This is a genomic window from Photobacterium sp. 1_MG-2023 (assembly GCF_030547945.1).
In the GTDB taxonomy this organism is placed as follows: Bacteria; Pseudomonadota; Gammaproteobacteria; order Enterobacterales; family Vibrionaceae; genus Photobacterium.
In genome coordinates this window covers 1-17,934 of the sequence record NZ_JAUORR010000009.1, presented here as the reverse complement: position 1 = coordinate 17,934, position 17,934 = coordinate 1, and the positions used below count along the sequence as shown (strand labels likewise).

General features: G+C 51.6%; 18 protein-coding genes. 8 read left to right on the top strand and 10 right to left on the bottom strand.

The window, feature by feature from the left end; genetic code table 11:
• Positions 1-12: 12 nt before the first annotated feature.
• From Q4579_RS09860 to Q4579_RS09835, 6 genes are all read right to left on the bottom strand, one after another.
• Positions 13-774 (bottom strand): metallophosphoesterase, encoded by a 762-nt coding sequence (locus Q4579_RS09860; RefSeq protein ID WP_303563624.1) that lies wholly within the window; start codon positions 772-774, stop codon positions 13-15.
• A 194-nt stretch (positions 775-968) separates the two neighbouring features.
• Positions 969-1,301: a hypothetical protein gene (locus Q4579_RS09855; RefSeq protein WP_303563623.1), complete on the bottom strand. Its 333-nt coding sequence runs from the start codon at positions 1,299-1,301 to the stop codon at positions 969-971.
• A gap of 253 nt (positions 1,302-1,554) precedes the next feature.
• Entirely contained in the window at positions 1,555-2,082 is a 528-nt protein-coding gene (locus tag Q4579_RS09850) for a cytochrome b (protein ID WP_303563621.1), read from the bottom strand.
• A 161-nt stretch (positions 2,083-2,243) separates the two neighbouring features.
• The gene (locus Q4579_RS09845) at positions 2,244-2,501 is read right to left on the bottom strand and encodes a DUF333 domain-containing protein (protein ID WP_303563620.1); all 258 of its coding nucleotides are present in this window, start codon (positions 2,499-2,501) and stop codon (positions 2,244-2,246) included.
• Between the two features lie 163 nt (positions 2,502-2,664).
• Positions 2,665-2,955, bottom strand: a complete 291-nt coding sequence (locus tag Q4579_RS09840; RefSeq protein WP_303563618.1) for a hypothetical protein — start codon at positions 2,953-2,955, stop codon at positions 2,665-2,667.
• Positions 2,956-3,019: 64 nt separating this feature from the next.
• Positions 3,020-3,376 carry a hypothetical protein gene (locus Q4579_RS09835; RefSeq protein ID WP_303563616.1) on the bottom strand — a complete coding sequence of 119 codons (357 nt, stop codon included), beginning with the start codon at positions 3,374-3,376 and terminating at the stop codon, positions 3,020-3,022.
• Positions 3,377-3,575: 199 nt separating this feature from the next.
• On the opposite strand from Q4579_RS09835, the gene Q4579_RS09830 reads away from it, so the two are divergent.
• Complete coding sequence (locus tag Q4579_RS09830) at positions 3,576-3,752, top strand: hypothetical protein (RefSeq protein WP_303563615.1); 177 nt, start codon at positions 3,576-3,578, stop codon at positions 3,750-3,752.
• A gap of 293 nt (positions 3,753-4,045) precedes the next feature.
• On the opposite strand, the gene Q4579_RS09825 is transcribed toward Q4579_RS09830, so the two are convergent.
• The 3 genes from Q4579_RS09825 to Q4579_RS09815 are packed head-to-tail and all read right to left on the bottom strand — an operon-like array spanning position 4,046 to position 6,600.
• Positions 4,046-4,171 (bottom strand): DUF2474 domain-containing protein, encoded by a 126-nt coding sequence (locus Q4579_RS09825; protein WP_211645648.1) that lies wholly within the window; start codon positions 4,169-4,171, stop codon positions 4,046-4,048.
• 13 nt (positions 4,172-4,184) lie between these two features.
• Positions 4,185-5,192: a cytochrome d ubiquinol oxidase subunit II gene (gene cydB, locus Q4579_RS09820; protein WP_303563612.1), complete on the bottom strand. Its 1,008-nt coding sequence runs from the start codon at positions 5,190-5,192 to the stop codon at positions 4,185-4,187.
• Positions 5,193-5,232: 40 nt separating this feature from the next.
• A complete protein-coding gene (locus Q4579_RS09815) occupies positions 5,233-6,600 on the bottom strand; it encodes a cytochrome ubiquinol oxidase subunit I (RefSeq protein ID WP_303563611.1) in 1,368 nt (455 codons plus the stop codon).
• 151 nt (positions 6,601-6,751) lie between these two features.
• Between Q4579_RS09815 and Q4579_RS09810 the strand changes: the two genes are divergently transcribed.
• The 3 genes from Q4579_RS09810 (at position 6,752) to Q4579_RS09800 (ending at position 11,102) form a co-directional block, all read left to right on the top strand.
• Positions 6,752-8,167 carry a PLP-dependent aminotransferase family protein gene (locus tag Q4579_RS09810; RefSeq protein ID WP_303563610.1) on the top strand — a complete coding sequence of 472 codons (1,416 nt, stop codon included), beginning with the start codon at positions 6,752-6,754 and terminating at the stop codon, positions 8,165-8,167.
• A gap of 300 nt (positions 8,168-8,467) precedes the next feature.
• Positions 8,468-10,636, top strand: a complete 2,169-nt coding sequence (gene katG, locus Q4579_RS09805) for a catalase/peroxidase HPI (RefSeq protein ID WP_303563840.1) — start codon at positions 8,468-8,470, stop codon at positions 10,634-10,636.
• A gap of 256 nt (positions 10,637-10,892) precedes the next feature.
• Positions 10,893-11,102: a hypothetical protein gene (locus Q4579_RS09800; protein ID WP_303563609.1), complete on the top strand. Its 210-nt coding sequence runs from the start codon at positions 10,893-10,895 to the stop codon at positions 11,100-11,102.
• Between the two features lie 238 nt (positions 11,103-11,340).
• On the opposite strand, the gene Q4579_RS09795 is transcribed toward Q4579_RS09800, so the two are convergent.
• On the bottom strand, positions 11,341-13,665 hold the full coding sequence (locus Q4579_RS09795; RefSeq protein WP_303563607.1) for an FdhF/YdeP family oxidoreductase: 2,325 nt from the start codon (positions 13,663-13,665) through the stop codon (positions 11,341-11,343).
• 524 nt (positions 13,666-14,189) lie between these two features.
• On the opposite strand from Q4579_RS09795, the gene Q4579_RS09790 reads away from it, so the two are divergent.
• The 4 genes from Q4579_RS09790 (at position 14,190) to fdhD (ending at position 17,740) form a co-directional block, all read left to right on the top strand.
• Positions 14,190-15,089: a bestrophin family protein gene (locus Q4579_RS09790; RefSeq protein WP_303563606.1), complete on the top strand. Its 900-nt coding sequence runs from the start codon at positions 14,190-14,192 to the stop codon at positions 15,087-15,089.
• 13 nt (positions 15,090-15,102) lie between these two features.
• Positions 15,103-15,786, top strand: a complete 684-nt coding sequence (gene mobA, locus Q4579_RS09785; protein ID WP_303563604.1) for a molybdenum cofactor guanylyltransferase MobA — start codon at positions 15,103-15,105, stop codon at positions 15,784-15,786.
• A 110-nt stretch (positions 15,787-15,896) separates the two neighbouring features.
• Positions 15,897-16,790: a LysR family transcriptional regulator gene (locus Q4579_RS09780; protein WP_303563602.1), complete on the top strand. Its 894-nt coding sequence runs from the start codon at positions 15,897-15,899 to the stop codon at positions 16,788-16,790.
• A 101-nt stretch (positions 16,791-16,891) separates the two neighbouring features.
• The gene (gene fdhD / locus Q4579_RS09775) at positions 16,892-17,740 is read left to right on the top strand and encodes a formate dehydrogenase accessory sulfurtransferase FdhD (protein WP_303563601.1); all 849 of its coding nucleotides are present in this window, start codon (positions 16,892-16,894) and stop codon (positions 17,738-17,740) included.
• Positions 17,741-17,934 lie beyond the last annotated feature (194 nt).

Here is a 17,934-nt window from a genome sequence, read left to right as displayed (position 1 = left end):
CGGAGGCTGACTTTAAATCCAGACCAACTGATCGCTGTCTTTTTCTCGGAGAAACGCATATTCCTGAAACAGCCCGAGCACTTCCCCGCCCCGGCGGTATTTCAAAATCATACCCCGATCTCCCATCGACATCGCACCATCAATATAAATCCGATTACCGCACACTTTCGGTTTTAAGCCTGTGACAATATTATGGCCCATCACGACCGCATCAATATGCGCGATAGCCATCTCAGGATCATGCAGAAATGCTTCGCGATCCCAGATCGCATCCGTCAACGCTTCATCACTCAGCAGCCCTTCGTCGCAACAATGCGTAAAATACTGCCAGTCGAACGGTGAAGGGACCGCCGCATGGATCAGACCAATCTGATGACCATTAATTTGCAGGGTATAACAAACAGGCAGTGCCTGCGCAAACCGTAAAGATGCCTGTAATGCCTCAGGATCGCAGTGTTCATGCCAGCGGCCACCGTTCATCAACCATAAAGCCTGATGATCCGGATTCCGGAATGCACGGCATGCCATGTGCTCATGATTCCCTTGAATGGCATAGACCGCAGGATTATTCTGGACGAACGCCAGTATTGCCATGGAGTCGGGTCCCCGGTCAATCAGATCCCCCAGAATAAACAGCCGATCCCTGACCTGTCCGTTGTGCGGATACCTGAATCCGATTTTCTCCAGAACATCCAGCATCAGTTGATACTGACCGTGTGGATCCGACAGAAAATAAATGTCGTACTGGATATCAAGTTGTAGATATTCATGCATGATTGTGTCCACAGAATTTCCGTGTGCTTTATTTAAGTTTAGCAAGTGGAAATTCTGACTCACAACATTCAAGCAATCACAATGATATGTCGTTCCTGCGGGTGGCACTCGGGGTCAATCTTGCTCACAGCCGAATAGATGTCCCGATTCGCCCAGATTTTATAGTCGAACAAAGCCTTGAACATGAGGCGCCCTCATTCTGCTTTTTCTGAGTCTAAATACTGCTTGGCTTTGCGACCGACAAACCGACGTCCTGCATTATTGCCATTGATCCACTCATCCGGGCAAAATAAATCAAACAGACCAATTTTCACTAAGGTCGGCACTGCCATCTCCAGCTCTGCCTCAACCTCATCCCGATGTCCGGCATTAAAACGTTCAATATTGTGCAGCATGGCTGCAACCGTTCCGGTTTGAACCTGGGTCCCATCCTTCAGCTTGACCGCAGGTAAACGCTCCCCTTCAGCCACGACTTTCTGGTTAACCGCACCCAATTGCTGCGTATTTTCGGTGATCGAGTCTGACATTACATTCTCCCATCCATTCAAACAGCCCGTATTTTACAGGCGGTGCATTCAGTTTCACAAAAGAAATCATGCAAACTGAAAACATGACCTCGCTGACCATGTAAACATGGACCAGAGCAGATTGATACCGATACACCCAAATTGTATCAACAGGACAGACACCGTTTTTAAAACAAAAATCTGAAATCAGAGATCCATCCGTTCAGACAAAAATGGCCTGCTCAGGCAGACCATTTCGACTCATGTGCTGTTATTACCACATCCGGGTCAGCACATCTTCATGGCTTTTTCTGATTCGGTGCCACAAAGCCATCACGATATGACCCAGCGTGAAAGCCAGCAGCAACCAGGCCAGTTCCCCGTGAATCAGATTCCCCAGACCGACCATCCACTCGATTTTTTCACCTTCAAAGCCATCCATCAGCGGGATGCCGAAAGGAGAGAACGCGCGGCCTGAACCATATTGACGAATTAACGCCAGTACAGGAATCACAAACATCAGTCCATACAAAGCCCGGTGGCCCAGCACTGCTGCCCGGCTGACGGATGCCGGGCGACGGGACCGATTCATCAACGCCCAAAGTCCCCGGAGCACCACAAACAGCAGCAGCAAAAAACCCATCGGCTTATGGAGTCCCCATAAAAGCTTGTCCAGCCAGGAGTCCTCAAAGAAAAAACGCGTCAGAGCCGTCAAAAATTGAGCCGACAATACAATCGCCATTCCCCAGTGAAAAAAGCGGCTGACCTTGCCGTAGTGCTGCTGATTATCAAATACTGACATGACATTATCCTTATTTTGCTTCCAGTGAATCCAACCATAGACACTCAGAAATAAAGATCTATCCCGAAGCAGCAGCAGATTTACAATCCCTGACACAATTGCGGGAACTACCGCGGGACCATGAAAAAAACCACAACAAATATTGTGGTTTCTCAGGCCGTTTACAGGGTATCCGTTTCATCCAGTTGCGGGTGATTTTCCCGGAAGTATTGCCATTCTTCGACTCTGCGGCCATCCGATAGCACACAGTAAGTCACGCGTTGACCATCTTCGGTCACCATGTCGAGCTTGCCACCCTTGTCTACACAGTACATTGCCGCCGGGTTCGCCAGTCCGATGGGTTTTTCTGCCACCCGGCCGGCACAGCCAGATAAAATCACAGCCGCTGCGACTGCGGCCAGTAAATGCATTCTGTTCATGCACATCTCCAAAAATTCCCCCAGGGTTTGACAATGATCAGTTCAGGCAAAATATCGCACGATATTCCCACCCGACAACGGCATCAGTGCTTGAATAGTGGCGCGCATCACAGAGAATACTCAGCAGGCGATTTCATTTCATAGACGTCGTCAAAACATCCGTTCAGACCATCATCAGAATCAATAACATCAGACAAAAAGACGATAAAACCAACCCAATCCAGCCCAGGATAATGGTGGTCGTTTCTGAATACTTTGTCTGCAAGCCCGGAAATAAAATCGCCCCATAAGAAGCAAGCGGTGCGAGGTAAAGTAGGACGCCAGCCCGGTGAATCTGTTTGATGATCTCCGGATGAAATACATGATGAACACCGGCATAAATGACCATCACAATGGAAGCCAGCATGACATCGGCATAAATCACGTCGTCTTCCTGAAAAATCAAATAGAACATAAAAAGCCCTACGGCACACAGTGCTAGCATCATCCTTCCTTCAGCAAACAGCTCACTCTGGAAATTACTGGTTTTTACGCAAGGCTTTCAGTGCCTCACTTTCTATCGCACGCGCTTTCCCGGACATCCCGAACATGACGGCAACAGCACCAAACATAATGACCACGTTGAGAGGCGATTCTCCAACAAACAACATGAACATCGCGTTCAGCATCCCGGTCAGTGCCAGCACAATCATCCAGTTTGATAATGACTTCACATGCCGAATCGCATCCGCTTCCGATTCGGCTTCAACTGAATCGGCAACCAGCATCAATCCGGCATCCTGACACGCCTGATACTGGGCTTTCAGATCATCCGGACTCACGTTTTCTCGGGCGCTGTACATCATCCCTTTCTTCATCACAAAATATGTTTTCACGCCAACACCTGCACTTTCATCACCTCAACAACATCTGTCTCTTGGTCTGGTCCGGATTTGGACTTCACCTCTGTCACCAAGGCGACGGAAGAGCGGCCCGGATTTAGCGTGTCAAGCCTCGCAAAATTCATGGTATAAATTTGCTGAATGTATAGCGAGCATATATACATTGTCTATGCGTGTATCATGGTGAACCGGGATGTCCAATCACAATAAAGCCAAAGCAGGTAAGAAAAACAGTCAGTTAGTCATCAGAATCAATGGTGAAGAACGGGATGCTTTTGTAGCTTTATGCGAAGAACTGGACACCAGCGCGGCGCGTGAAGTCCGCCGCTTTATCCGTCAGTTTGTGAAAGAAAATTCACAGGCATCCTGACCGTGGTTCACTCACGCATGTGATCTTAGGATCAGGTTGATACGTAAGGCAAAACTGCAGTTCCTTTCCTGTCAGCCATTCACTCATTGAACCCAAAGGAGAAATGAAATGGCAAAAGTCACCAAGAAAGCGAAGAAACTGAAAAAAGAAATCAAAGTGCGTAAAGCCAAAGTTGCGAAGCACTCCGATAAGCTGAAAAAGCTGAAGAAGAAACTGAAAAAAGCCTGATTTTTCAGTGAAAATAAATCCGATGACCCCGTCATCGGATTTTTTATTTTCCTTGCGAAAGTGAATTAAGCGGTTAACCCTGCCGCATTCATCAGCGTTCGGAACAACCAGGAAACACACCCCAGTGCGACCACGCTGCTGCCCCAAATCAACGCCAGCCAACCGTATTGTTTCAGTGTCTGAGTTTTCATTCGTTGCACTCCGTTAATGATAATGTTCTTCCGGGTCCACTTTGCCGCTGAATACAGCGTAACTCCAGAAGGTGTACAGCAAGATAAAAGGAATGATAAACAGGGCACCCACCAGCATGAACCCCTGGCTTTGAGGCGGCGCCGCGGCCTGCCAGATGGTCACATCCGGCGGAATGATATTCGGCCACAAGCTGATCCCCAGCCCGCTGAATCCCAGAAAGATCAGTCCGAGCGACACGACAAAAGGCTGAATTTCTCTGCGTTTTTTCACCGAGATAACCAGAAGTGCAGCCAGGAATACGGTCAATAAGGGCACCGGGGCGAAATAAATCAAATTCGGCAGGCTGAACCAGCGTTTCGCAATATCCGGATTCGCCAGCGGTGTCCACACGCTCACCACAACAATCACCGCCAGTAATTGAAGCAAGATTTTGGGCGCCAGAAGATACATGGTGGCCTGAAGCTCGCCTTCTGTTTTCATCGTCAGCCAAGTGCATCCCAGCAACGCATACGCAATCACCAGCCCAAGGCCACAAAACAACGGAAACGGGGCCAGCCAGTCAAAAGCGCCCCCGGCAAACTGCCGGCCTTCGACCGGAAAGCCTTCGATAACAGCGCCCACCACAACACCCTGACAGAACGTCGCTACCAGTGACCCCACCATAAAGGCTTTATCCCAGAATCCCAGATGGGAAGGCAGCGCTTTAAACCGGAACTCGAACGCCACACCTCTGAAGATCAGTGCAATCAGCATCACGGTTAAAGGAATCGTCAGCGCATCAATGATCACTGCGTAAGCCAGCGGAAACGCACCAAATAAACTCGCGCCGCCCAAAACCAGCCAGGTTTCATTCCCATCCCAGACCGGTGCGACAGAATTGACCATCACATCTTTTTGTTCCGCGTTTCTCACCAGAGGCATCAGAATCCCAATGCCCAGATCAAAGCCATCCATGGTGATATACATCAGCGTGGCAAATACAATGATGCCAAACCAGATGACCGATAAATCTACACCCATCGCTGTCTCCTTTCTTTGCTCTTATTCAAATGTTGAGGCTTCAGATCCGACCGGAAACGGTTGGCAGATCATGGGGAACGGCTTCGTCACCGGGCTGCGGCCCTTTCTGGATCTGATGCACCATGTAGTAGTAACCAAATCCGAAGACCAGACTGTAAACCACGAAGAACGTCAGCAAACTGATGCTCATATGCAGATCGCCATGAGCAGACACGGCTGCATCTGTTCTCAGTAATCCGTGAACCACCCAAGGCTGACGCCCCACTTCCGTGGTAATCCAGCCTGCCAGAATGGCAATCAGCCCGGTGGGCCCCATCCAGAGAGAAAAGGTCAGGAATCCTTTATGCTGATACAGCTTGTTTTTCTTTCGGAGCCACAAGCTCATCAGCCCCTGTACGATCATCAGCAATCCCAGCGCCACCATGATGCGAAATGACCAGAATACGACGGGCGCATAAGGACGTTCGTCTGCCGGAAAATCCTTCAGGGCCGGAATGGGTTCAGTCAGGCTGTGTTTCAGAATCAGGCTGGCCATGGCCGGAATTTCAACCGCATAATCCGTGCGTTCCGTTTCCATATTCGGCCAACCGAACAGAATCAGCGGCGTGGGTTCTCCGGTGCTGTTATCCCAGTGCCCTTCCATGGCTGCAATTTTGGCCGGCTGATATTCCAGCGTGTTCAGTCCGTGCAAATCCCCCAGGAATGCCTGAATGGGTGCGACAAATACCAGCATCCACATCGACATCGAAAACATCGTCCGAATTGGCCGGCTTTGATTGCCACGCAGCAGGTGCCATGCGGCAGATGCACCCACAAACAGTGCACAACTCAGGAAAGCAGCAACCCCCATATGCATGAGCCGATACGGGAAAGAAGGGTTAAAAATCACCGCAAACCAATCCACAGGCACTACTTGTCCGTCGATGATTTCATGGCCCTGCGGGGTATGCATCCAACTGTTAGAAGCCAGAATCCAGAAGGTTGAAATGATGGTGCCCAGGGCAACCATGCAGGTCGCAAAAAAGTGCAGATTATCTCCGACCCGTTTCCAGCCAAAGAGCATCACGCCCAGAAATCCGGCTTCCAGAAAAAAGGCCGTGAGCACCTCATAGGTCAGCAAGGGGCCGGTGATACTGCCGGCAAATTCAGAGAAACCACTCCAGTTGGTGCCAAACTGGTACGCCATGACTAACCCGGAAACCACGCCCATGCCAAAGTTCACGGCAAAGATTTTCGACCAGAAGTGGTATAGCGTTTTGTAATCTTGCTGACGGGTTTTCAGCCACAGTCCTTCCAGAACAGCCAGATAGCTTGCCAGCCCAATGGTGATGGCCGGAAAAATGATGTGAAACGAAACGGTAAATGCGAACTGTATCCGCGCGAGCATGAAAGCATCGAGTCCAAACATAAGCTTCCTATTGAGTCATTGAAAAGCACGCTTATATTGAAAGAACCCAATCGAAAAAACAGATACAGAACCAGACTCAAAACCTATAACAGTTTTATTAAAAAATTGTTATATTTCCACTTCCTTTCATTCCTCTATTCCGGGACTTGGTTTGGCAAAGTATGAACAGCTGGCGTCGCAGATCCGCCATCAGATTGAATCAGGTATCTGGCGTGCCGGTGAAAAAATGCCGTCGCTGCGTAAACAGGCGGAACACGCAGGCATGAGCCTGATGACGGTGATGCATGCCTATCAGCAACTCGAGTCTCAAGGCTGGCTGGTCGCACACCCCCGTTCAGGTTACACCGTCGCCGAGAGCATCCAAATGCCCTCCCAGCCTCAGAACGCTGCTGTCGAAACGGCCGAGGCGGTCGACATCAACAGTTTCATCTTTGATGTCCTGCAAGCCAGCCGGAAACCCTATATGGTCAATTTCGCTTTTGCCTATCCGGATCCGAACCTGTATCCCCGGCATCAGGTCAATAAATCCCTGATGCATGCCGCCCGCAGCATGTCTGTTTCGAATGCGCTGGATAATTTACCGCCGGGGAACGACTCCTTGCGGGCCATGATTGCCCAGCGCTACGCAGCTAAAGGAATCAGCATTTCACCGGATGAAATTGTGATCACCGCTGGCGCGCTGGAGGCCCTGAACCTGAGCCTGCAAGCCGTCACTCGCCCCGGTGATTGGGTGGTGGTGGAATCCCCCACTTTTTATGGCGCGCTTCAGTCGCTGGAGCGCCTTGGCCTGAAAGCCTTATCCGTCAGAACCGATGCCAGAACCGGCATTGATCTGAATTCGCTGGAACGGGCCTTTCAGTCCCATCCGGTGAGGGCGTGCTGGCTGATGACCAATCATCAGAACCCGCTGGGATTCACGCTGACGGAGGAGAAAAAGCGGCAGCTCATGACCCTGCTGAATAAGTATCAGGTCGCGCTGATTGAAGATGATGTCTACAGCGAACTCTACGGAGGCACGGAGCAACCCCTTCCGGCAAAAACTTTTGATCTCCACGGCAATGTGATGCTGTGCTCCTCCTTTTCCAAATCTCTGGTTGCCGGGTTTCGGATCGGCTGGGTGGCGGCAGGTAAGCGCGCTCTGGACATTCAGAAACTTCAACTCATGAGTACCCTGACCACCAGCGTACCGATTCAGCTGGCGCTGGTTGATTATCTCAGTACCCGAAATTACGAACACCACCTGAGACAGCTCCGGCGAACGCTGGACAGACGGAAGAAAGCCATGTGCAAATTACTGGCACAGACCCTCCCGGCTGAGGTCGAGATCATTGCCGGAGACGGGAGTTATTTCGTGTGGCTTCGCTTACCGGAAACCTCAGATACCATGGCGATTTACGTACAGGCGCTGGCGGCACAAATCACACTGGCACCGGGCAAAATGTTTTCACCCGGCACGCAGTTTAACCACTGTCTGCGGCTGAACACGTCTTTCGAGCTGGATGAACGGCATACTCAGGCGATCCTTCAATTGTCCCGGATCATCCAACTTCACTGCCGCCGTGATTGAGACGCCACTCCCCGTTAACTGACCGGCAAAGAAGCACTCAATCGTATTGATTTAATCAGAATTTCTGATGATTTCCTCTGGTTCATTGCCCACCACACGCCCTCAGATGAATATGGATTCGCACCATAGAAAAAACCGATGACAGTTATTGATAAAACCGTCTTTATTCGATTGCGCTTCAGACTATATTCAATGGTGTAACTTGAAAGGTTGTGATTCAAAACCCGACACAAATACCTGAGTATTCAAGGAGTATGTATGAGCAACGGTAAAAGTGCAGCATCGGGCGGTTGTCCGTTCATGCACGGCAGCAACACCAACTTACGCGGAGAAGGGACCAGAAATGAAGACTGGTGGCCCAATCAACTCAACCTGAAAATCCTGCATCAGAACGACAAAAAGTCAAACCCGCTGGGCGAAGACTTCAACTACGCAGAAGCATTCAAAACGCTCGATCTCAAAGCCGTTAAACAAGACATTGAACACATTCTGACAGACTCTCAGGACTGGTGGCCAGCCGACTATGGTCATTATGGCCCACTCATGATCCGAATGGCCTGGCATGCAGCCGGCACCTATCGTACCGGTGACGGCCGTGGCGGTGCCTCAACCGGAAACCAGCGTTTCGCGCCACTGAACAGCTGGCCGGATAATGGCAACCTCGATAAAGCACGCCGCCTGCTCTGGCCTGTCAAACAAAAATACGGCAATAAATTATCCTGGGCCGATCTCTTTGTGCTGACCGGCAACGTCGCCCTTGAATCCATGGGCTTTAAAACCTTTGGTTTTGGCGGGGGCCGTGAAGATATCTGGGAACCTGAAGAAGATATTTACTGGGGTGCCGAGGATGAATGGCTGGGTAACAAACGCTACAGCGGTGATCGCGATTTAGAAAATCCACTGGCGGCGGTTCAGATGGGTCTGATCTATGTGAACCCCGAAGGGCCGGATGGAAACCCGGATCCGCTCGGTTCCGGCCGGGATGTCCGCGAAACCTTTGCCCGGATGGCCATGAACGATTATGAAACCGTCGCACTGACGGCCGGTGGCCACACCTTCGGGAAATGCCATGGTGCCGGTGATGCCGCGCTGGTTGGCCCGGATCCGGAAGCCGCACCGATTGAGCAGATGGGTCTGGGCTGGAAAAATGCCCACGGCAACGGAAAAGGTCGGGATGCCATTACCAGTGGCCTGGAAGGCGCCTGGACCCCCACACCAACCCAATGGGATCACACCTATTTCGAAATGCTGCTGGGCAACGAGTGGGAATTGACGAAAAGTCCGGCAGGCGCCAATCAGTGGAAAGTCAAAACCGTTACAGATAAAAATCAGGCGCCGGATCCGGAAGATGCATCCAAACGTGTCAACATCATGATGACCACAGCGGATATGTCGATGCGGGAAGATCCGGCGTATCGCAAAATCTCTGAGCATTTCCGGGATAACCCGGATGAATTTGCCGATGCTTTTGCCCGTGCCTGGTTCAAACTGACGCACCGCGATATGGGCCCAAAAGTTCGCTATCTGGGCCCAGAAGTGCCCGCTGAAGATCTGATCTGGCAGGATCCTGTTCCTGAAGTCGATCATGACCTGATCAACGACAACGATGTGGCCACGCTGAAGCAGACCATTCTGGCCTCGGGTCTGAGTGTGCAGGAACTGGTATATACCGCCTGGTCCTCTGCTGCGACCTTCCGGGGTTCAGATTGCCGGGGCGGTGCCAATGGTGCGCGGATTCGTCTGGCTCCTCAGAATCAGTGGGAAGTCAACCAGCCGGATCAGCTGAAAAAAGTACTGAGTACCTTTGAAGGGATTCAGAAAGATTTTAACGCGGCGCAATCGGGCAATAAAGCCGTGTCACTGGCGGACCTGATTGTACTCGGTGGTGCAGCAGCAATTGAAAAAGCTGCACAGGATGCAGGCGTTTCAACGTCCGTGCCCTTTGTCCCAGGCCGGACCGACGCAACCGATGATCAAACCGACGCGGAATCTTTCGACGTACTGGAACCGGTTGCCGATGGCTTCCGAAACTATCTGAAAACGAAATATTCCGTACCCGCCGAAGAAATGCTGCTCGACCGGGCACAATTGCTGACCCTGACCGCACCAGAGTTGACGGTGCTGATTGGCGGGATGCGGGCACTGGGCGCAAACCACGGTGGCTCAAAACACGGTATTTTCACCGACAAACCGGGCGTTCTGACCAATGATTTCTTTGTGAATCTGTTGGATATGAACACCGAGTGGAAAGCAACCAGCAGCGATGCGGATACATTTGAAGGGCATGACCGTCAGACTGGTCAGGTCAAATGGACCGCCACCCGGGTTGATCTGGTTTTCGGCGCAAACTCTCAGCTGCGAGCGATTGCAGAAGTCTATGGCGGCAATGACGCCAAAGAGAAGTTTGTGACCGACTTCGTCAACGCCTGGACCAAAGTGATGCATGCCGACCGCTTTGATCTGAAATAACGCTCCCTCACACAGGCACCCGCAATGGGTGCCTGTTTCAAGCGCCAAATCTGACGCATTACGTCCGCCAACCCGGCAAAAATCACGCCTCTTCGCTCATTTTCACCGTTAAGCCAGCGCATTTTCTGTAAAACTGTGAATCGTGTCATATACTTCAGGTGATGATTCCAGATGAATCCGGTGAGTGACAATAAAGTTAATTGTTGCCACAACCCGGTTGGGGAACGTACAGAAGCGAACAGCGCAGAGGGGAAACATGATCATCAGCTATGCCAAATTTTCAAAACGACATCCTTATGTTCACTTGGGGATTATCATTTCACTCAGCCTGCTGTTTCTGATCTCTGCGATCATGCTGATTGAGTTTGAAGTGGTTGAATTTGCCATTGCAATTGTGGGGATTGGGCTCCTGCTGCCTTTCTTTGCCAAAGCTTCAAAATACAAACAGCAGTACCTGTCGGATTAACACGGTATGTTCCAACCAACATCGGACACAAGCTTCACGCGTGTGTCCGATAACGCATTAACCTCTCTCGCCGTTTGTTTCACCCTTTAATGTTAGGCATCACCCGGTTTCACCTTGCCGCGGAACACATGATATCCCCATAGGGTATACATCAGAATCACAGGCAAGATCACCAAGGTTCCCATCAGTGCGAACATCTGGCTGCCGTTGGAAAGGATTCAGAACATCGCCACTGTTTTCAGAGCGACGCTGAAGGGATTCGGTTGTCTGTCCCCGCTTTTTCCAGTCGGATGGCGACAAATTTAGACGTTGGCGTGTAGGTGCGATCGCCATAGCTTTCCAGTGGGACCAGCGGATTCGTTTCCGGGTAATAAGCCGCAGCCTGACCGGACGGAATATCGTAGGCCACCAGCATAAACCCGGATACGCGACGCTCTTTTCCGTCTTCCCACAATGACACCAGATCCACTCGCTCACCGGGTTCAAATCCGAGCCGGCGAATATCGGCTTCGTTGGCAAACACCACATCCCGCATGCCAAACACACCGCGATATCTGTCATCCAGCCCATAGAGCGTGGTGTTGTACTGATCGTGAGAGCGCATGGTCTGCAAAATCAGATCCGGCTTGTCCCCCCGTGCCAGTACGGCCTCATTCACCAGTTGCTGCGGCAGCGCACAAGGGGTGAACTGCGCTTTCCCGCTCGGTGTGTGCCACTGCCGCTGTGCCGCTGTGTTCCCCAGATGAAACCCGCCCGGGTGCTTGATTTTTTCATTGAAGTTTTCAAAGCCCGGAATGGTCTCGGCAATCAGGTCGCGAATCCGGCTGTAGTCGGCCACCGCCCAATCCCAGTTAATTGGATGATCACCCAGCGTTGCTTTGGCAATCCCAGCAATAATCGCAAGCTCTGAACGCAGCTGCGGGGCTCGGGGTTTGAGCTGACCGTAGGAAATATGCACCATGCTGAAGGTATCTTCGACCGTGACGCCTTGCGGCCCTTCGGCCTGCATATCAATTTCCGTCCGTCCCAGACAAGGCAGGATCAGCGCTTCACGCCCCGTCACCAGATGGCCCCGGTTCAGCTTGGTTGAGATCTGGACCGTCAGATCGCACTGCTGTAAAGCGGCATGGGTCCGCGGCGTGTCTGGGGTGGCCTGTGCGAAATTTCCACCCAGCCCGATGAAGACTTTGGCGCGTTTTTCTTCCATCGCTTGAATCGCCAGTACCGCATTATGTCCGTGCGCACGTGGCACCCTGAATTTAAAACGATCCTCTAAAGCATCGAGAAATGCGTCGTGGGGCTGCTCATCAATGCCCATGGTCCGGTCGCCCTGTACATTACTATGTCCGCGCACCGGCGACAGCCCGGCCCCCGGCTTGCCCACATTCCCGCGCAGCAGTTGCAGGTTCACAACCTCCTGAATCGTCGGTACTGAATGGCGGTGCTGCGTCAACCCCATCGCCCAGCAGATCACCACCCTTTCCGCACGACGGTACATACGGGCAGCCATTTCAATTTCCGCCAGCGTCAGGCCTGATTGTTCAACAATATGGTCCCAGCTTGTGGCATCAACTTCAGCCAGATACTGATCCAAGCCTGTGGTATGGCGTGCGATGAAGTCATGATCGAACACCGGCGGCTCACCTTTTTCCTGAGCATCACGTTCCCAGTGCAGCAAAAACTTCGCCATGCCACGTATCGCAGCCATATCACCCCCCAGTGCCGGCCGAAAGTACGCCGTATTGGTTGGCTCTGATCCATTACTCAGCATTTCAAACGGATGCTGCGGGTGCTGAAAGCGTTCCAGTCCCCGCTCCTTCAGCGGATTGAAACACACCACCTGCGCGCCACGTTTTACTGCTTCGCGCAAAGGTTCGAGCATCCGCGGGTGGTTGGTGCCCGGATTCTGGCCGATCACGAAAATGGCATCCGCCAGTTCCAGATCCTCAAACACCACGGTGCCTTTGCCCACACCGATCGTATCCGTCATGCCAATCCCACTGGCCTCGTGACACATATTGGAACAATCGGGAAAGTTGTTGGTGCCGAAAGCACGCACAAACAATTGATACAGATAAGCCGCTTCATTGCTGGCACGGCCTGAGGTATAAAACTCTGCCTGATCCGGTGATTCCAGATTATTCAGGTGAGCAGCAATCAGCGCGAAAGCATCCTGCCAGCTGATGGGCTCATAATGGTCGCTTTCCGCGTGATAACGCATGGGGTGAGAGAGGCGGCCCTGATATTCAAGCCAGTAGTCGCTTTGTTTGCGGAGTTCAGAAACTGTGTATTGTGCGAAAAAGCCAGGATCCACCAAACGACCACTTGCTTCCCAGTTCACGGCTTTGGCGCCATTTTCACAAAACTTCACCAAACCATCTTCAGGCGACTCGCCCCACGCGCATCCCGGACAGTCGAACCCACCATTCTGATTCGTTTTCAGCATGGCTCTGAGATTTCGAAATGCATTCTCACTTCCCAGCCAGCTTTTGGTCACACTTTTCAGTGCGCCCCAGCCCGCCGCCGGGCCGTGATATTCCCGGATATTTTCCTTGTGGCTCATGAAAGTACTCCTCAAACAGGAATAACAATGAATAGATAAGTCAGTAAGAACAGTTGCGATCGCTAAAACCGAGTGGATTTCTCAATCCATCGTAATTCAGGTGCAATGGAAGACCGACCAGACAATCAGTTCGCAATAAAAATGATCTCAATCAAAGATTATGGCGATTCAAGAGTCAGGTCTAATTGATATCATTGAAGGGTTGATTGACCGGGTCTATGAACCGGGTCTGGTGCCTTTTATTTCGGGTAATTATCTTCATGTACAGCATGAATCAAATTGATCAATCGGATGATAGATAAATTTGATTTGACCCTGAGATTTCAGCTCAATACGATTTTAAATACACATCAGTTGATACTGATTTCAACATTATCCAATAAAAACTTGAAGCGTCAGAAATAAAATTCAGAACAGTTCAGAGACGTCAAAAACGAAATTAATCAGCCGCTGATTAAAACCTGAATCTTAAATAAAAACAACGCGAAATTGATCAGCACTTTCCCAAACAATACAGGTACACCATGATCGTCCATCCAAAGCCGAAACTCACCGATATTCTTTTTTCGTTAAAAGGATCCATTGCGAAACGGATTGCGGGGCGCAGTTTGATGGTGACTGCACTGGCGTCTCTGATTGTGCTGATTGAAGTCCTTTATCCAGCGTCTTTTTCCCGCGTGAATGCTACGCCTTTTACATTGCTTGGGATTTCCCTGTCTATTTTTATGAGTTTTCGTAACAGTGCCTGTTATGGCCGCTGGTGGGAAGGCCGGCAGGCCTGGGGGACAGTCATCATTGAGATGCGTTCCTTTGCCCGAGCCAGCGTCGCGATTTCGGACATTGCACAACGCGAAACCATGCTCAGAGAACTCTGTGGTTATGCCCATGCACTGAATGCCCGTCTGCGGGGTGAAGATGAACTGCATGCCGCGGGCCCGTGGATATCGAGCATGCCGGAAACCTACGGCCAGAACATCAGTGACGGTATTCTGAGAAACATCAGCTGCCAATGTTCCGAGCTGGTCACGTCTCATGCCATCAGTGACTGGCGTTATATCACGCTGGAAAAATGTCTGCATAGCCTGTCCGAAGCTCAGGGAACCTGTGAACGGATTAAAGGGACGCCGTTGCCATTTCCCTATACCCTGTTACTGCACCGGACCATCTATATTTTCTGTCTTCTGCTGCCGTTCGCGATGGCCGAGCCGCTGGGGTGGCTGGCGCCCTTATTCACGACCATTGTCAGCTATACCTTTTTCGGACTGGATGCCATTGGCGACGAGCTGGAAGACCCTTTTGGCCGGGATGAAAACGACTTGCCCACCGATGCGATGGTTCGCACCATTGAACGCGACCTGCTGGATGCACTGGGCCACACCGAGTTACCCCAACCGTTGCAGCCGGTGGCTTATGTGCTGAATTAAGCGGTGTTCATCGATGCTATCTATCAAATCATCAATGGCGTTTATTGGACTGGACGGTGAAAACAATATATTTTTGAGACCGGTAGATGAACAGGCTGTGAATGACATGAACCCAATCTCCGCTCCTTTTTCTGTACTTGTGCTCGCTGGTGGTCAGGGCTCCCGGATGGGAGGACAAGACAAAGGATTGGTCCTTCTTCATGGCAAACCTTTCATCGCTCACCTCGCTGAGATTGTCCGGCCTTTGACCGACGATCTGCTGATTTCCTGTAACCGAAATCAGCCAATGTATGCCCCATACTGTAACAAGACGCTCTGCGATGACACACAGGACTTCCCCGGTCCGCTGGCAGGTATCCTCAAAGGCCTGCAAACAGCCCGGCACCAATGGCTGATGGTTTTCCCCTGTGATGCACCCTGCATTGACCTGGCACTGGTTCAGCACATGGCCACATTCATCAGCGATACAAATCCACGTCCGGCGATGGTCAGACAAGGCACCCAGTGGCAACCCATGTTCAGTCTGATTCCGACAGCTTTACTGCCCGCATTCGAGGCTGCTTGGCAATCGGGTGAACGCAGTCTGATGACGATTCTGAAACAGCATGATGTGATTGCCATCGACTGTGATGAGAACGATCCACGGCTTCAGAACGTCAACACCCCACAGCAATTACATATTTTGCACCATAATTAGGGTCTGTGGACCCTGCCCCAGCCCCCCTGAAGCAACCGTCATTTCGCTGCATTTTCAGGGCGTCGGGGTATTCGCATTTCCCAGATCATAACAACCCCTCAGGGTAAACCATGGATATCAAACAACTGAAGTACCTGATCGCACTGGATCAGACCAAGCATTTTGGTCAGGCGGCAGCGCTCTGCCACATTACGCAGCCGACCCTCTCGATGCGGATCCGCAACCTGGAAGATGAGCTGGATCTGGTGTTAATCACCCGCGGACAACGGTTCGAAGGATTCACAGAAGAAGGCGAGCGCATTCTGGCCTGGGCCCGAACCCTGCTCGCTGCGCATGACGGCTTACAAGCGGAAGCCGCAAGCTGTCGGGGACAACTGGTAGGCAGCCTGCGCCTTGGCATGGTCCCTCTCGCCAGCCTCAATCCCATGCAATTGCTGGAGCCCCTCTCTCAACGCTACCCTGAATTACATTTTCAGCTCACTTCACTAACTTCAGAACAGATCATTGATCAACTCAACCGAAACCAACTCGATCTGGGCTTTTGCTATCTCGACCAGATTGATACGCAACTTTTTGAAGTCCTGCGCCTCACCGCCACCAGCATGGGCTTATTGTATGACATCCGTCATTACCAGTTTGAAGATGCTGAATTAAGCTGGGAAGCTACAGCCGAATTGCCGCTGGGCCTGCTGACCAAGGGGATGCACTACCGTCAGTCGATTGATCTGAGTTACCGGAGCATCGACATCGAACCGCACACCATCTTAGAAAGCGACTCGACATTTCAGCTGATCCAAGCCGTCAGCGCAGGCATCTGTTGTGCCATCATGCCCTTAAGAAGTGGTATCGAAGCAATGAACGAGCACCTGAGGATCCTGCCCATCCATGAGGCAGTTATCCACTCCCCGCTTGGGCTGGTCATGCGTCGCAGTGCGCCCCGTTCTGCGCTTGCTGAAAAATGTTTTGCAGAAGCAAAGTTAATCTTCAACCCAGCAGTATCGTAATCGAGCGGTCCTATCGCCCCATCATCACAAGCCATTGGACAGCAGACAGGCAGTTGCGTAGCCTGTCTGTATTCTTGAAAACCCTAGGTGCAGGCATCAACATGAGTGACTCTGACAACAAAGCCGATGACATGACCGATGTGAATGCAGCTCCGCCTTCACCCGATGCGTTCATTTATGTTGAACTCCTTGAGGATGATTCAGCAACGACGACATACAGTGCCGTGTTAGCCAGCGAAACCGCACTGTCGATCAGTTATAACGGCATCAGTCAGGCCGTCATGATGGTGACACCAGGCAATATTGAAGATTTCGTCAAAGGCTTCAGTCTGAGCAATGACATTGTCCGTTCCGTGAGTGAAATTTACGAAATCACGCTGACAGCCGGGTGTGATTCGCATCATGCTGAGGTGGAGATATCCAACCGCGCTTTCTGGTCGCTGAAGGATCACCGCCGGCAACTGGCAGGCACCAGCGGTTGCGGGATCTGTGGTGTGGAAGCCATTGAACAGGCACTGCCACCCTTAACACCACTCACGCCTGTCCCACCCCCTCAGGCCAGCCTGCTGCACAATTTACGTGCGCGCATCAGCGCAGCGCAGGAAGTCGCCCGCAGCAGTGGCGCATTGCACGCTGCGCTCTACGTGGATGCCGAAGGGGACATTCAACTCTGCCGGGAAGACATCGGCCGTCATAACGCGCTCGACAAACTCATCGGCGCCATGGCGACCGAACGCATCGACCCGCAATCCGGATTTACCGTAATGACCAGTCGCTGCAGCCTGGAGCTGATCCAGAAAGCCGTCCGCGCCAAAATCGGCACGCTGGTTAGCTTATCGGCTCCCACCGCCATGACAGTGCGCTGGGCGCGGCACAACAATCTAAACCTGATTCACTTGCCGCACCGAAGTGCGCCGAGGTTGTATAGCGGGAGTTATAAGAAGCTATAAGGACAGGCATCATACGTGTATAGCGGAGGCGGTAGCGGAGGCGGTAGCGGAGGGACAGGCACCTTAAACCCTTTTCGGAGTCTCTATCGGAGCTATGAGGACAGGCATCTTAATTATCTCAAGCAAAAAACACCTCTATCATTTTCATTAATTTCAGACCGAATTCTCGTCTTCATCATTTGCATCTTTCCCAG

What these genes read in the sequence shown, in the direction of transcription:
- Q4579_RS09860 (WP_303563624.1), bottom strand. Translation starts at nt 774, where the DNA reads ATGCATGAATATCTACAACTTGATATCCAGTACGACATTTATTTTCTG.
- Q4579_RS09845 (WP_303563620.1), bottom strand. Translation starts at nt 2,501, where the DNA reads ATGAACAGAATGCATTTACTGGCCGCAGTCGCAGCGGCTGTGATTTTA.
- Q4579_RS09815 (WP_303563611.1), bottom strand. Translation starts at nt 6,600, where the DNA reads ATGTTTGGACTCGATGCTTTCATGCTCGCGCGGATACAGTTCGCATTT.
- Q4579_RS09780 (WP_303563602.1), top strand. Translation starts at nt 15,897, where the DNA reads ATGGATATCAAACAACTGAAGTACCTGATCGCACTGGATCAGACCAAG.
- Q4579_RS09795 (WP_303563607.1), bottom strand. Translation starts at nt 13,665, where the DNA reads ATGAGCCACAAGGAAAATATCCGGGAATATCACGGCCCGGCGGCGGGC.
- Q4579_RS09825 (WP_211645648.1), bottom strand. Translation starts at nt 4,171, where the DNA reads ATGAAAACTCAGACACTGAAACAATACGGTTGGCTGGCGTTGATTTGG.
- fdhD (WP_303563601.1), top strand. Translation starts at nt 16,892, where the DNA reads ATGAGTGACTCTGACAACAAAGCCGATGACATGACCGATGTGAATGCA.
- Q4579_RS09855 (WP_303563623.1), bottom strand. Translation starts at nt 1,301, where the DNA reads ATGTCAGACTCGATCACCGAAAATACGCAGCAATTGGGTGCGGTTAAC.
- Q4579_RS09840 (WP_303563618.1), bottom strand. Translation starts at nt 2,955, where the DNA reads ATGTTCTATTTGATTTTTCAGGAAGACGACGTGATTTATGCCGATGTC.
- katG (WP_303563840.1), top strand. Translation starts at nt 8,468, where the DNA reads ATGCACGGCAGCAACACCAACTTACGCGGAGAAGGGACCAGAAATGAA.
- mobA (WP_303563604.1), top strand. Translation starts at nt 15,103, where the DNA reads ATGCTATCTATCAAATCATCAATGGCGTTTATTGGACTGGACGGTGAA.
- Q4579_RS09800 (WP_303563609.1), top strand. Translation starts at nt 10,893, where the DNA reads ATGATCATCAGCTATGCCAAATTTTCAAAACGACATCCTTATGTTCAC.
- Q4579_RS09830 (WP_303563615.1), top strand. Translation starts at nt 3,576, where the DNA reads ATGTCCAATCACAATAAAGCCAAAGCAGGTAAGAAAAACAGTCAGTTA.
- Q4579_RS09850 (WP_303563621.1), bottom strand. Translation starts at nt 2,082, where the DNA reads ATGTCAGTATTTGATAATCAGCAGCACTACGGCAAGGTCAGCCGCTTT.
- cydB (WP_303563612.1), bottom strand. Translation starts at nt 5,192, where the DNA reads ATGGGTGTAGATTTATCGGTCATCTGGTTTGGCATCATTGTATTTGCC.
- Q4579_RS09790 (WP_303563606.1), top strand. Translation starts at nt 14,190, where the DNA reads ATGATCGTCCATCCAAAGCCGAAACTCACCGATATTCTTTTTTCGTTA.